Source organism: Neolewinella persica DSM 23188 (assembly GCF_000373105.1).
GTDB classification, from domain to species: domain Bacteria; phylum Bacteroidota; class Bacteroidia; order Chitinophagales; family Saprospiraceae; genus Neolewinella; species Neolewinella persica.
This window is the reverse complement of sequence record NZ_KB890430.1, coordinates 97,920-112,189: the sequence shown is the minus strand read 5'-3', so window position 1 is coordinate 112,189 and position 14,270 is coordinate 97,920. Positions and strand designations below refer to the sequence as shown.

Below are 14,270 nucleotides of genomic sequence, written 5' to 3'. Positions count from 1 at the left end.
TTTGGGACAACCGCATGAAGCTGATGAGTATCGTCACCTTGGTCTATGACTTCATGCTCCAGATATTGCGCAACTGGAAAGGCTGGGTTCCTCTTTTTTTAAGAAATTACTGTCATAGAACTGGAAAGCGGTACCGAGATGCCTTGGTACCGCTCTACAGACTTAGAATGGCCATCTCGATTTGCCTCACTTTAATGTGGGCTCAAAATTCGGGATGACTCATGTTATTTAAGGAATAAGATGGGTAGCATCATCTCTTCCGGAACTGAGATCTACTAAGCACGAAGTTAATGCGCTACTGAGGGGTAAGCACTGCAGTACAATCAATGGAGCCACTGCCGCCAGTTACGGTAAAGCTGAGCTTAAGTTCTTGATCCGTCAGTGTGCCGCTTCCGGAAAATTCCCGCCAGGACGGCGCCAGTTGCATTGGTATAGTCAGGCGGTCCCCATTTACCGTAGCCCGAACTTCATCGCCTAAATTAAACAGGTTGGCGATAATTATTTCGTTGCTGGTAGCTCCGGCGGTAAGGGAGGAGTTATAGGTGTCCTGGCCGCCAGGACATACTTCCACTACAGAGTAGCTGCCGAGGTAATCCGCGCGGGTAAACATTGGTACTGGTATCATGTCTTCCTCATCCTCCCCACAACTGGTTACCAGGAGTGGCAGTACGAGAAAAAGAAGGAAGAAGAGGGATAGGTTTTTCATAGTCGAAGGCAGTTGGGTTAAGCAGATGATGCCACCGGCGCGGTAGCGACGGCAGCGTTATACTGCAAAGGACGGGGCGCCTCAAAAGCTGTTCCCTACCTGATCGGGTAGTTTTGCCTCGATTTGCTGCGTAGATAAACTTCGTGGCTCCGGCGCGCTCGGGTAGCTTAGTAGGTGGCCGTAGGACAGCCTAGAAATCGAGCGGCACCGCTTCCTTCAACCTTCTCTGCACCCGCGACCGCGCCCAAGAAGCCGAGGTCAACACACCCAATGCATCGGGCCTGACAGCAGTTGAACAGCATGTGTAAAGCCTGCAAAAGAAGTATTACGAAAAAAATCGTAGGGTTTTCTTGTGATTACGAAAAAAATCGTATAGCTTTGTTACGAAAAAAATCGTAGCCATGTCAAAACATACTAAGCCAACCCCACGGGAGATGAGTATCATCCGTATTCTGTGGCGATTGGGTCCGTCCACCGTCCGGCAGATACACGAAGAACTGATCAGCAAGCCGGGAGCAAAGCAAATAGGGTACACCACTTCCCTTAAGTTCATGCAAATCATGCTGGAGAAAGGTTTGTTGACCCGTGAGGAGCAGGATCGGACCCACGTGTACCATCCGACCATTAGCGAAAAGGAAAACGTGAAGGAGGTGCTCGAAGAAATCGTAGAGCGTACTTACCAGGGGTCTCGTTCCCGCCTGGTGATGCAAATTCTCGGTGGCGCGAAAACCAGTAAAGCGGAACTTCAAAGTATCCGAGATTTTCTCAATAGCCTGGACGACGAGTCTAAGTCCTAATCCCAAAAATCCCAACAAATGATTATTTCTGACTTAGTTCCCGCCCTGGGCTGGACGCTCTTACACTCTCTTTGGCAGGGAGCCCTGCTTTTTCTGGTAGTATTACCGCTATTTCACCTGCTAAAAAACAGGCCTCCACAATTGAGATACGGAATTGCCTGTACGGCATTGTTGCTGTTGCTGGGAGGTATGGCCTGGACGTTCGGTACCCAACTGGAATTCTCGAACCCAGGCATGGTACGGGAAATCACGCCGTTACCTTCCTTACCGACCACCACAGCGCTTGAAGAAACCATTGTACCGGTCGTAATCGCTCCTGAACCGTCTGCCTCTTTAAAACCTGATTTCCAGCGTGCCGCCTTTTCTCCGGCTGGCTTTTTGGAAGCCAACGTAGCCTATTTGGTAGCTATATGGGGGCTTGGTGTCTTAGTATTTACTTTCCGTTGGTGTAATATGCTACTGCTGACTTTCCGTTTGCGGAAACGCGGAATACGAAATTTACCACCGGTATGGCAGGAGCGCCTGTTTCGGCTCAAACGGAGCATGGGCGTTGAGCGGGTAATCGGATTAGTGGAATCCAACCAGATTGACTCTCCGTTGGTGATCGGCCATTTTAAACCAATCATTCTGCTACCCATCGGTTTGGTCAGCGGGCTAAGCGTAGCCCAGGTGGAAGCTATTCTGGCGCATGAACTTGCGCACGTAGGGCGGCAGGACTTTGTGGTGAATTTATTCCTGACTGGATTGGAAGTCGTGCTTTTCTACCACCCGGTGTACTGGTGGCTGGCGGGTAAGATCAACCAGGAAAGGGAAAAATGCTGCGACGACGTTGCGGTTGCGGCCTGCGGAAACCCCCGGATGTATGCCCGTACTTTGTTGTCGGTGGAAGAACACCGTCAGTCGGGTTTCCTGGCTATGGGTTTCGTCAAAAAAGGCGGGCAACTCCAAAACCGTATCCAGCGGATCTGCCAACCTACTCCCCGGCACCACCAGTCGCTTTCACTTCGTTTGTGGCTTCTATTACCCTTGCTTGGGTGCGCGGTTGCTTTTGCCTACGCCGGAGTCTCGCCGATAGTAGCAGGGGGTAATACTTTGGCGTCCCCGGACCTTTCTCAACAGGATAATGGTTCCTTATCTGGTGTTACGGATGATGAAATTCCCGTCAAGGACAATGCGTTCGCTCTTCTTCCGGTAGAGGAGCCTACGGAAGCAACACCAGAACACTATTCGGCAGTAACTCCTCTTCCTTCAACTTCTATCGACGCTCCGGTATCCTCTCTAAAATCAGGGGAAAAAGTACTGATTGTTGGGATCGTTACCCCAGAATTTTCCCAAACCAACAACGACAGCTTACCCAAACCTTCCGTTCCCCGGTTGGGGGCTGAACCAGCTTTGCCGACGGCACCGAAGCTCCCGCTTACGGAAACAGAAATAAGGGATTTATTGGCTAAGGGAGACGAAGGCCGTAAGCAACTCCGGGACCAGACGGATGCTTACAGGGCCAGTATCGAGAATTGGAACGAGCGCCTAAGCGAAGACTACCTGCAGCCCTGGGAGGCACATCGCCTGCGCATCATGGAGGCTTATGCAGATTGGAGCGAAGCATTACGAGCTCAGGCTGATAACGAATTAACCTACGCCCTGGCCCACAATGATATGACGGAGTTATTCGAACAAGCCCTTGACCAGAGCGAGGATACCATAGAAGAAGCGGAGGACGCCATCGAGTACCAGCCGGAACAATACGTTGAAGGGTTGGAAAAAGAAATCAAGCGCGGGGAAAAATCACTTGCAGAGCACGGGGACCGGATGGATGTTCACGGAATACGTATGTCCATGCACAGTGTCCGGATGAAAATACATGGAGGCCGAATGAGAGTTCACAGCGGTCGGATGAAAATGCACACTACCCGGATGCAGTTGCATACCGAACGGATGAAAAGTCACCAAATCATTATGGCCGCATTAGAAGCAGAACTGCGGGAGGCATTGATCGCTGATGGTTTACTGGGTAAGGATGACCAGTACTTCCGTTTGGAGGTGACCAGTGAGGTCATGCGCTTTAACAGAAAAATTGTCGATCCCATCTCTCTTGAGCCGAAATACCGGGCTATTTTGAAGCGCTACGGAAAAGGTGATTTTGAGGGAAATGAAGGGAATACCTTCATGATCAATATTAATCCCAGTGGCCGGAATATCGGTACTAAATATAACCGGAATTAATTGCTGAAGAGATAATGTAGTGGTTATGGTGGCGCTTTCGGTGCTTTATGGAATTGTTATTGTGCGCGGCCGCAGGTGCAGAGGAAGTTGGAGAGAGCTGTGTAATTCCAGTAGAAAACGGTCTTACAAACGAGCTTACTTTGGAGAAATCATTATCTTGGCGTCATGACGACACAGAAACGCCGTGACTTCCTCCGCTCCGCCGCGCTTGGCGCAGGCATCGTATTCGCTCCTTCCTGGCTTCGGGCCGGTGTAGTTGGCTCCAGTCCGAACGCCCAGATCAATATTGGTGTCATCGGTACGGGGAAACAGGCCATGGGCTTGTTCAATCGTGCCCATGGAATGCCCGAAGCCCGGTTCGTGGCAGCATGCGACGTTTACGCCACCAATCTGGAACGATTCGCTACTTCAGCAGCTACCCGCTACGCCGAATTGGCCGGCGGTGGCAAGGAGATGGCTCCCACGACTTATTCAGACTACCGCAAACTGCTGGAGCACCCGGGGCTGGACGCCGTCCTGATCGCCACGCCCGATCACCAGCACGCCCAGATGTGCATCGACGCGCTGGACCGGGGCCTGCACGTGTATTGTGAAAAGCCACTGGCCCACACCATTGAAGAAGGTCGGGCCATCGTCGACGCCGTCGACCGCAGCGGAAAAGTCCTGCAAACCGGTAGCATGCAACGCTCAATGCGAACGTTTCAACGGGCAGCAGAACTTATCCAGGCGGGTTCCATCGGAGAACTAAAGGAGGCCATCGTCAGCATCGGTGAACCTGCGCGTACTTTCGATTTACCGGCACAGCCAACGCCATCCGGCATGGACTGGGAGCGGTGGATTGGTCCCAGCGTTGATCGGCCCTTTCATAGTTCTCTGGCGCCGGGTTCCGATAGTCGACAGTGGGCGCAGTGGCGTAACTATGCCGAATTTGGCGGCGGGATGATCACCGACTGGGGAGCACACATGTTCGATATCGTGCAGTGGGTACGCGGAAAGGACGACACCGGACCCACCCAGTTCTTCCCGCCGGGGGGTGATGCGAAATTTGGCCTGACGATGTTTTACGATGATGGCTTCCGGGTGGAGCACCGCCAGTTTGGGCGGGGCAACGCCGTCCACTTCGTTGGATCGGAAGGAACGCTGGACGTAGCCCGGGGCTTCATTGATAGCAGCGTGCCGGGGCTCGTCGGCTACAACGATACGAATGCCTCGATGAAGACCAGCGCAAACGTCCTTCATTTTCAAAGCTTCTTCGACGCGATCCTCAAAGGAACGGCGGTAAACTGCCCGGCAGAAACGGGCCACCGTACCTCCAGCTTTTGTACGCTCGCGAACATTGCTTACCGCCTGAGAAAGCCGCTTACGTGGGACCCCGTCGCCGAAAGCGTCACCAACAACCGGGCAGCGAACCGGCTGTTGGGGCCGGAGTATCGGATGTCGCTGGAAACTAAAAGCTAGAAATCAGGAGCTGGAAATTAGTGGCGTGGTTCCTGGCTCTACCCCTTATCCATTATCCGCAAACCCCGGATACAGCATCATCCCCCCATCCACGTAAAGTGTAGCACCGGTAATGTAGTCGGCAGCGTCAGAGCACAGAAAGGCACATACATTGGCAATATCCTCCCCCTGGCCGATCCGGCCGTAGGGAATGAGGGTGAGTAGTTGTTCGAGGGCTTCGGGGTTGTCCCAGGCATCTTTATTGATGTCGGTCTGGATGGCACCGGGAGAGATCGCATTGACGCGAATCTTGTCCTGTGCCAGTTCCTGGGCCATGGATTCCATCATCATTTTGACACCGCCTTTGGCGGTGGCGTAGTTGACGTGGCCGGCCCAGGCAATCTCATCGTGAACGCTGGACATGCAGATGATCTTGCCGGCAGCGCGGCCGTGTTTGTGAACGCCCTGTTTTTGGAAAATCCTGGCCGCTTCGCGGCATACGAGGAACTGCCCGGTCAGGTTAACACCGATGACCTTATTCCATTGCTTTAGGGTCATTTCTGTAAAGGAAGCGTCTGCCTGGAGACCGGCATTAGCAACCATAATGTCGAGATGGCCGAATTTATCAAGGCAGGCCTTAATCAGTTTTTTGACCTCTTTTTCCTTAGACACGTCGGCTTTTACGGCAATGGCCTTGCCTCCGGCAGCCTTAATTTGCTTAACCACCTTTTTGGCCTCCTGATCACTCGAGTGGTAATTGATCACGACTTTGACGCCTTCGGCCGCCAGGCCGATCGCACAGGCTGCGCCGATTCCGGTACTTGATCCGGTGATGATGGCTACTTGGTTTTTGAGGTTGAGGTTCATGGTAATAATTTGATAGCGTAACCGGAATTGACTGGTGGATGTTTGCCCGAAGTACTTTCCTGACCAACCAAAAAATCAATTCCTTCCACCGATTAATAATTCCGGGTGGTGTAAACCCGCTTGGCCACCGATTATTGTTGGTGAAAAGAGGGCATCCAAACCCGGAAGCCCATCCTGTTACCCATAAAACTTATCCCATGTTTCGTCTTTTTATTTTTATCCTTTTGCTGGGAAGCTTTGGCACGTTGCAGGCCCAGACCGCCACGGGGCGACAGGCTACCAATGGCCTTTGCGGCAACTATGATGGTGACGACGACTGTCGCCTGCGGAACGATGAGGTCTTCCCGGGCAGCATACTTGACCTGGAGATTGTCTCCTGCGTACCCGATGTGGCCACCATCAGCCTGAGAAGGATGGCTGACGGCCAGCCCTTGGTGGAGGTCGCCCGACGCCTCTCTGCTGGCCGGCAGGTGATCTCGGTCGGTATCCCTGACTTCGCCGAGCCGGGCATCTATCGGTTGGAAGTCGGTGGCAGAACGGTAGGGGCCGGTATAGTTGTTTATGTTCTGGAGTAATTAGCGTTGAAACGGACCCTGCTTTTGAAACCCTTTTTTTGCACCTGCGATCTCGCCTCCTTATGCGCGGTCGCGGGTGCATAATTATTGGTGAAGGGCAGGGTGGGGCAGTACGGAACGAATGGTGGACCAACACTTAATTAACTCAGCCAAAGCTTAAAACGGAGTTAACAAATCCCAATTACGATTATAACCAAAGACATATATCAAATTTCGTAACTTTAGGCGACGTTACCCCTGCCCATAGCAGCGCCATATTCATGCTGGAAAATCTTAAAAATGAACTACGAGATCTCGTTGCTGAAAATCGGCAGGGGGATCTGCTGCGTCGTTTGATTGATGACCTGCTCCTGGAAGGGACCCGGTTACATGATTTATGTATAACCACCAGCGCCCGGGTGAGGAACTGGGAAATGGCCACTGCTGCCAACACCCAAAGTAAAGAGGAGCTGGGCATAGAGCAAGCGAACATCAACGGGAGCTTACTCTACGTGCTGGGAGAAATCTCCTCTGCGGACCTAAAACAGGACGGAGCGAAAACAAACCGGGAACAAGAATTCATTCCTCCTTTTCATGCCTTTGGCGTTGACCGGGCACCGCAGGAAGGGCAGTTCTTCGACGAACAGTTCGAGGCTTTTGACCAGAAAGTATTCTTCTACTACCTGCACGGAGACGACCGCCAGCAGGCATCGAGCCTTGCCGAGCGGCTTGGCTTCAAACTGGTGGGGCTCCAGCTCACCGCAGATGACCTGAGCGCTGACATAGAAGCTGATCCGCCCCTGATCGTGCATTGTCGCCCCGTTCTAAACGGAATGCGCGAAGAGCATTGCCGGGCTTTATTGGTGCATGCTATTACCCAGCAGTTCATGGGGGGAGCGGTAGGGATGTCCCAGATGCGGGGGATGCTGAACCTGACAATTCTGGATTTGCTCAATCGCCCCAAACTGAAGCGGGCTGACGGTAGCCTGCACCCCATCGTCTGCATCAACGTAACGGTTGGGCACAGCTACTGGCGTAAGGACCTGGTACCGGGGATGCTTCGCAAGTTTTACGAGACCTTTTGCAAAGTCGAACTTCCTGAAGATGCTCCGACTTTCTACTTCTTCTTTGGACTGGAGCACTGCGACAACAAACCTACCGTCCGCAAAGAGGTAGCCGAAGCCATTGCTGGGCGCCAGAACGGTAGTGCCCTGCCGGAGCTGGAACCGGTGTTGATTTCAGACATCGTCAACTGGTTCACGCACCACGGGCTGATGATCCCCGACGGCTACGACGCGGAACAACTGGTGGCCGAGAATTTTTCCACCGAAGGCGATCAACTCGATATGCTGGTGGTGGAAGCGGACTTGAAACGACTGATTGACAAATTCAACGAAGGCATCTGCCTGAAAAAGAAATAATAGAAAACCATGGCTTACCAGACCCAGGATTACGTTTTGCCCCCCGGCCTGAAAGAGGCCCTGATGGGCGCAATACATCTCAAGCGCCCCCTGCTGCTGACCGGCGAACCCGGCACCGGTAAAACAACGCTGGCTGACTGGGCGGCCTGGTACCTGAGCCAGCATTACAAGGATGCTGCTTTCGGGTTTGACCCCAAACCGCTCAAGTTCTCAACTAAAACGACGAGCCAGGCCAGGGACCTTTTTTATACCTACGATGCCCTCTCACATTTTCAGGCGGCGAATCTTCGTACGGGCGAAGCGACGGACATCAGCAAATACCTGGAGTTACAGGCGCTCGGTGAAGCGATTGCGCGCAGCAATCCCAGTCCGGAATTGGCTGCCAAAGTCGGCACCGTGTTACCCAAGAAACCGCAGGGTGGGGTCGTGCTGATCGATGAGGTCGATAAAGCTCCAAGGGATTTTACCAACGATGTGCTCGATGAGATTGATCGTCAGTGCTTTTACCTGCGTGAGCAAAACCAGGAGTTTAGCCGTGGTGATGCGCCAATTGTGGTTATCATGACTTCTAACTCAGAAAAAAACCTGCCGGATGCCTTTCTGCGTCGTTGTGCTTTCTTCCACATCGAATTCCCGGGCAACGACAATCCCTTACTCCGGTCCATCGTGAGTAAGCACCTGGGAGAAGCAACCGGCGCTACGGCCGAGGCCCGTGAAGAACTTTTCAAATTCTTCTATGATGCCCGCGCGGCGTCTCCCCGCAAGAAACCCGCTACTGCCGAATTACTCGGCTGGCTGGAGCTGCTGGAAATGCAGGACTACGCCAGTAAAAACGAAGCAGAGAAGAAGCAACTCCAGGAATACAACCTTTCCTTCCTGGTAAAGACCCAGGAAGATTTGGAGGCTGTGCGTAAACTTCTTTAAGCGCAAGGTCTCCTCCTCCGGTACATCATTTTTCGAAGGCTTAGCCGGAAAGAAAATGTTCATCGGAGGTGTAGAACCGACGAAGTAAATCCACGTAATCAATCCCTCCTTGACCAACCTCCCCAATCATCTTCCTCTTCCCTTGGCGGGCTTTGTCCGGCGCCTCCGCGCCGCGGGCTTCGCAGTGGATGCAGGTCGGGAGTTCCAGTTGCGAAGGGTCCTTCACGAGCAGGGAGCGGATTACATCGGAAGGTTTGAAGAGTTAAAGTATGCCCTGGCTCCTTACGTGGCCACAAATGCTGGAGAACAAAAGCGGTTCTACCGGCTTTGGGATGACTACGTAGTCAGCCTGGAGGAACAGCTGGTGGACAAAAAGGAAGATGCACCGCCCGCCGGTTGGCGAAAATGGGCCAAACAGCTCCGGTATTTACTGATCGGTACCATCTTGATTTTATTGATCTGGATGGCGTGGACCTTAGCTAAGAATAAGGGGCCCGTAAAATCTGAAGCTTTTGTAAAGGTTGAGTTGCAGCAGGAAGCGGAGGCCCGGGCCGGGCAACCGCTTCAGGTTCAGAACATGACCTTGCTGGAGACGGCAAAAGATTCGGTCGATTTCGTCTGGTCCATTCGTGATGCCAAAACTGGAATTTCACTGCACCGGCAGGATTCTTTTGACCTACATTACATTATTCCTGATTCCATGACGGGGCGGTCCCTGAAGGTTGTGTTGTGGGCACAACAGGTTGTAAATGAAAACCAACTGGGCGTAGATACGATTACGCTGGCGGTACTTTGTGGAGATCCACCTCAAGTGCCCTCACTTGCGACGATACCATTGAAGGTTTTGCAGGGAGAGTCCTGGGATTTACCAGTGTCTGCTAGCCAGGTTAGGTCTGCAGCAACATCAGGTCAAAGCGGGGAGACTAATTCGGATGTTGTTTTCCGGCTGTTGATCAACGGAGAGCTACTGGAAGAGACACCGGAAGAATATGTTTTTTCGGAGGAGGGACAAACCAAAGTCCAGTTTTTGGTACAACGGGCTGATGATCCGGAGAATTGTTTTGCCCTCTCTCCGCCGCGGACCGTTCAGGTAGGGTCGAACATTCCTATCATTCCAACTATTCCGCTAAAGAAGGATATTCCCCGGCAAATATTGCAGACTGGTAGTTGGTTGTACTTATTACCGCTCTTGTTTGGTCTTTGGATCTATTGGTTGCACCGTCGAAAATGGAACAAGAAAAAGGAGGATTCCCGGGAAAAAACCGATGAGGAATTGGCGGAAGAATACCCGTTTCATGACGTCGGACCCTATGTAATCCCCTACCAGGACCAGACAGGGCAGATAGCTGTTCCAGCTGATTTTTACCGAATTGCCGATCAGTTGCGCGTTCGGGAAGCGGGGCTGCGGAAGACTTTTGACGGTAAAGCAACGATAGAAGCTACCGTCCGGGAAGGCGGGTTTCCTTCCTGGCGGGAGCGGGCGGTTAAACGTCCGGCCAACTACCTGGTCCTTCTCCGCCATACGGATGAGTTCCAACAACAGGACCGATTGCTCAAACGCCTGACCGATTTCCTGATGTCCCGGGAAGCAGAACTCGACGTTTATTACCATAGTGGTGATTTCACCTGGTTCTGGAACGAAGCGCACCCCAAAGGCTGGAGTCCCGCCCAAATGAATGGCCGTTATGGCGAGCACCGGCTCATCATTCTGGGAGATGGGCACGGCCTCGTCGATGCCTTCTACCGTCGGGAACCACGTTTGGAACCAACCAAGGAACGGTGGCTTTTGAAGTGGTCGCGTCGTTTGCTGCTGACGACGGAACCTGCCGTAGACTGGTCCTTCCAGGAAGTCCTCCTGCACAAGGACCTGTTGTTGTACCCGGCCACGACCAACGGCATCCTGCGGGGCGTAGCGGACCTCAACCAGGTTGAGGAGTACCAAGGAAGTAGTTACCCCCGGTGGAAGGCCGAGCGCTTCCGCCGTAACCCTGAACCCAGCCATCGGTACCGGACCTGGACCACTGTTGCTGACCACCGCGATTACCTGGCCAATGACCCGGAACTCTTCCGTTGGCTAACGGCCCTGTCCGTGGCCCCTAACCCGAACTGGAGCCTGACCATTGCCATTGGGCGGGGACTTGGTCTGAACGTAACGCATGACCGACTGCTGCAACTCAGCCGGATCCCCTGGCTGGCAGCAAATGCTCCGGATCAGGATCTACGCCTGGCTTTGCTCGCCGAACTATCCGTTGCAGATGAACAACTGGCGCGCACTGCTGCCCTGGAACAGCTGGAGGCGGTCTCCGGAGAAGTAGAAAATACCTTTGCCGAAAGCGAATGGACGGCAAACCAGGCGGTACAAACCTTCGCCCTGGCGCCGCTGGAAACCGGTAACCAGGCTAAAATCCGTGACCTGCGCCGGATGGGGATGTTGACCCCCGATCAACTGGCGGAGCTTAACCAGGTGGCCGAGCGGCAGCTCCCGACCACTAAAAAAGGGGGGGGGACGATGGGAGATAATTCTTCCCTCGACGAATTGCTCAATCCACCGACAAAGGCCGGAGAAATCCTCAATGAACGAGAGAAAGAGTTACTGGGGCTGTTCATAGTCTGCCTGCTGATGTTCTTACCGATGTACCTGTATAATAGGGCAGGGCATGAGCTTCTGCCTGGCGAGACAAAGTCCTTATGGCAGGAACTGGAGAATCCTACGGATGATGCGCACCGGGCATTGGAAAAGAATAATCAGGCGGTTATCCAGTCGAATTTTTTAGATCGGGGTAATGGCTTTATGAGTTCAAAGGATAAAAAAGACCTTCTGGTAAACCGGATCGAGTCAGCGCTGGACAGTGCCCTTTTGCTGAAGAATCAGCAGTATCCTTTAGTAGACAGCAACCTCGCTGCTTTCCAACTTAACCGCCTGGCGTACACCCTGAATTGGGTAGCTGCCGACAGTGCTCTGCTGGGGCCAATGCTCAATGAGGACATCAATAAGTTGCTGGCGGCTGCTGACACGTCGATTACTGGCAAGTTCCCAGAGGACTCCCGCTTTGCGTTGCAAAGGCTTCATGCGGAGGGGATTTTTAACTGGCTGTCCTTTCGGGCGGTCCAGCTTACTGCTGAAGATAAATCCGGAGCAATAAACCCCTGGATTAATGCGCTCAGAACCAAAACTAGGATCGATAGCTTAAACCCTGCATTCTTCGATAATTTGTTGGATTCGATGCCGGTGAACCTCGCGTATTTGTTAACCAGTGACCCTCGGCCAACTTTTGATTTTGATGGCCAGATTATAACCGGAAGTGTGGTAGATACAACGGAAAAACCCCTCATCGGCGCTGTGGTCAGGCTTGGTGGGACCAATAAAGGTACGGTGACTGATGAGCAGGGTCAATTTGCGCTTGCCCTGACCCGGGGTAAACCCTACCTGGAAGTTTCCTGGCAGGATGCCACACCAATAGAGGTGAGCCTGCTTTCGCCGGGAGGAAATTTTGAACCAAGTATAGATCTTAAGCAAATTGTACTCAATGTGCCTGATGGGACGGAGCCACCAGTGCGACCTTCAAAGGAAGTATTCGGTCGGGTATTGGGCCCTAATGGGAACGGTATGTCTGGGGTAACGGTAACTGCCCGCCTTCAGGATGTTAATACGAAAACTGACCAAAACGGGTATTATTTCCTTAAACTGGAGGAGGATCCGGAAGCGCTTGTGCTTATTTTTGAAATTGGTGATTTACGGCGGGAGCGGAACTATCGTTTGACTACAGGGCCAAGGGTGGACCTGGGAGAAATCCTGTTGGTCGAACAACAAACATCTACACAGTCACCGGAGTCGCTTGAAATTACCTTAAGGGGACGTGTGATCGATGAAACCGGAGCGCCGGTCTCTCCGGCTTCAGTAATACTGGCGGGCACCTCAATCAGGACGACGACAGACTACGATGGGAATTTCTCCATAATTTGGGATAAAACTACGGGGTCTATTGAAATATCCTATCCTGGTTTCGCAACTAAAAGGGTCAATCTGGTGGATACAAATGGTAAGCTGAACAGAAGGTCTTTGGGGCTTATTGTGATGGTTGAATCCGGTAATGGTGGACAACCGACGGAAGAAGAGAAGAGTATTGAGCGAATATTGGACGGTTACGCCACCAATAAATTCAACCGCGGCCTAACCGCTACATGGACCCCCGCGGCGGCAAACAGCTGCATTAATAGTATCACTACGATTTTAAAATTGAAAGCCGGGAAAAGCAAGTTTTTCACGGGCGACGCGCTTATTACTGCATTACAGGAGGAATATGGAACAAGGGTTGCCGTTGGGAATGGGCCGGGTAATACGGCTGGTGGGCAGTTCTTGTTTTTTGGTCCATCCATCCGGATCCCCAGGTTGCGGGATCGCATTGATGGCTTGAGAAGAAACAGTGAAGCCCTGATCCTGACCACCTCTAGATTTGAAGATCCTGCCTTTAAAAATTATCCCGATCTGGCTGGGTCGACAGCCAACCTGACCAACGAACTAAGAAGCCTGGGCTTCAACGTCAGAACCATCCTTGACCCAACTCGGGCACAAATGAAGGCTGCGCTGCTAAAAGCTACGCAGGAGATCAAGGACCCCAATAGCCAGTTCTTATTGATGTTCAATACTTATAAAATTGGAGATGATATCATTGCATCAGACTCGAAGTACGGTGATCCGGCTACCTATCTGAGTGGTCGTGAAGTGGATGCCTATCAGAATAGGATGGCCAACGTACAGCATATGTTAGTATTTGGCAATTTTATGAAAATCAGCGAATTGCCAAATGGTGTTAGCCAACAAAATACCGGCACGCAACAACCCACTGCAGAGGGGGCAACTTTTTTAGCCAGTTCCGGTGTCACGAAGGGGGAACTAGGACTGGGAATTAGCTACCGGCCGACCCTCACTGTACCGGTTACCACTCCCGGTACCATGGTATTCTCCGTTTGCATCGATTCTTACGGACGGGTCACGAGTGCTACATTCAACCAGGAAAGGAGCGGTAAATTTGAGAGCGATCAGATTCAGGCCGTGGGACAGAATGCCAGTGACTGGCGGTTTGACATCAGCCCTAAGGGACAGCCTGATCAACAGTGTGGGGAGGTCAGTTTTGTGTTTAGGTAGTAGTCCCGAAGGGACGTCTAAGGTAGCGAGGGGTGACCGCAGGGCCGGAGGCCTGAGGGAACCCCTCCGCCTTCCGCCCCGACGTCCCGGCTGCTCGCTGAGGGGTTCCGTCGTTGGCTACGCCAACTCCATCACCCCTCGCTACAGTAGACGTCCCTTCGGGACTACCGGTTAAAAATCCCCCCGCCGCGCTAC

General features: G+C 52.6%; 9 protein-coding genes and 1 pseudogene. 8 read left to right on the top strand and 2 right to left on the bottom strand.

Annotated features, from left to right (window positions below; all coding sequences use genetic code 11):
- Window positions 1-218, top strand: a pseudogene (locus B036_RS34125) (transposase); the annotation flags it as partial.
- A gap of 77 nt (window positions 219-295) precedes the next feature.
- On the opposite strand, the gene B036_RS0112505 reads toward B036_RS34125, so the two are convergent.
- Window positions 296-706, bottom strand: a complete 411-nt coding sequence (locus B036_RS0112505) for a hypothetical protein (RefSeq protein ID WP_020569059.1) — start codon at window positions 704-706, stop codon at window positions 296-298.
- Between the two features lie 401 nt (window positions 707-1,107).
- Here B036_RS0112505 and B036_RS0112500 point away from each other — a divergent pair, with 401 nt between their 5' ends.
- The 3 genes from B036_RS0112500 to B036_RS0112490 all read left to right on the top strand — a co-directional run bounded on the left by B036_RS0112500 (window position 1,108) and on the right by B036_RS0112490 (window position 5,184).
- Window positions 1,108-1,503 (top strand): BlaI/MecI/CopY family transcriptional regulator, encoded by a 396-nt coding sequence (locus tag B036_RS0112500; RefSeq protein ID WP_020569058.1) that lies wholly within the window; start codon window positions 1,108-1,110, stop codon window positions 1,501-1,503.
- A gap of 18 nt (window positions 1,504-1,521) precedes the next feature.
- Window positions 1,522-3,726: a M56 family metallopeptidase gene (locus tag B036_RS0112495; RefSeq protein ID WP_026231934.1), complete on the top strand. Its 2,205-nt coding sequence runs from the start codon at window positions 1,522-1,524 to the stop codon at window positions 3,724-3,726.
- Window positions 3,727-3,891: 165 nt separating this feature from the next.
- The gene (locus B036_RS0112490) at window positions 3,892-5,184 is read left to right on the top strand and encodes a Gfo/Idh/MocA family protein (RefSeq protein ID WP_020569056.1); all 1,293 of its coding nucleotides are present in this window, start codon (window positions 3,892-3,894) and stop codon (window positions 5,182-5,184) included.
- 45 nt (window positions 5,185-5,229) lie between these two features.
- Here the strand turns inward: B036_RS0112490 and B036_RS0112485 are convergent, their stop codons facing one another.
- Window positions 5,230-6,030: an SDR family oxidoreductase gene (locus B036_RS0112485; protein ID WP_020569055.1), complete on the bottom strand. Its 801-nt coding sequence runs from the start codon at window positions 6,028-6,030 to the stop codon at window positions 5,230-5,232.
- 197 nt (window positions 6,031-6,227) lie between these two features.
- Here B036_RS0112485 and B036_RS0112480 point away from each other — a divergent pair, with 197 nt between their 5' ends.
- From B036_RS0112480 to B036_RS0112465, 4 genes are all read left to right on the top strand, one after another.
- Complete coding sequence (locus B036_RS0112480; protein WP_157472138.1) at window positions 6,228-6,605, top strand: hypothetical protein; 378 nt, start codon at window positions 6,228-6,230, stop codon at window positions 6,603-6,605.
- 260 nt (window positions 6,606-6,865) lie between these two features.
- Window positions 6,866-8,005 carry a hypothetical protein gene (locus B036_RS0112475; protein ID WP_020569053.1) on the top strand — a complete coding sequence of 380 codons (1,140 nt, stop codon included), beginning with the start codon at window positions 6,866-6,868 and terminating at the stop codon, window positions 8,003-8,005.
- 9 nt (window positions 8,006-8,014) lie between these two features.
- Entirely contained in the window at window positions 8,015-8,929 is a 915-nt protein-coding gene (locus tag B036_RS0112470; RefSeq protein WP_020569052.1) for an AAA family ATPase, read from the top strand.
- A 109-nt stretch (window positions 8,930-9,038) separates the two neighbouring features.
- Entirely contained in the window at window positions 9,039-14,075 is a 5,037-nt protein-coding gene (locus B036_RS0112465; protein WP_157472137.1) for a carboxypeptidase-like regulatory domain-containing protein, read from the top strand.
- The last annotated feature ends 195 nt before the right edge of the window (window positions 14,076-14,270 follow it).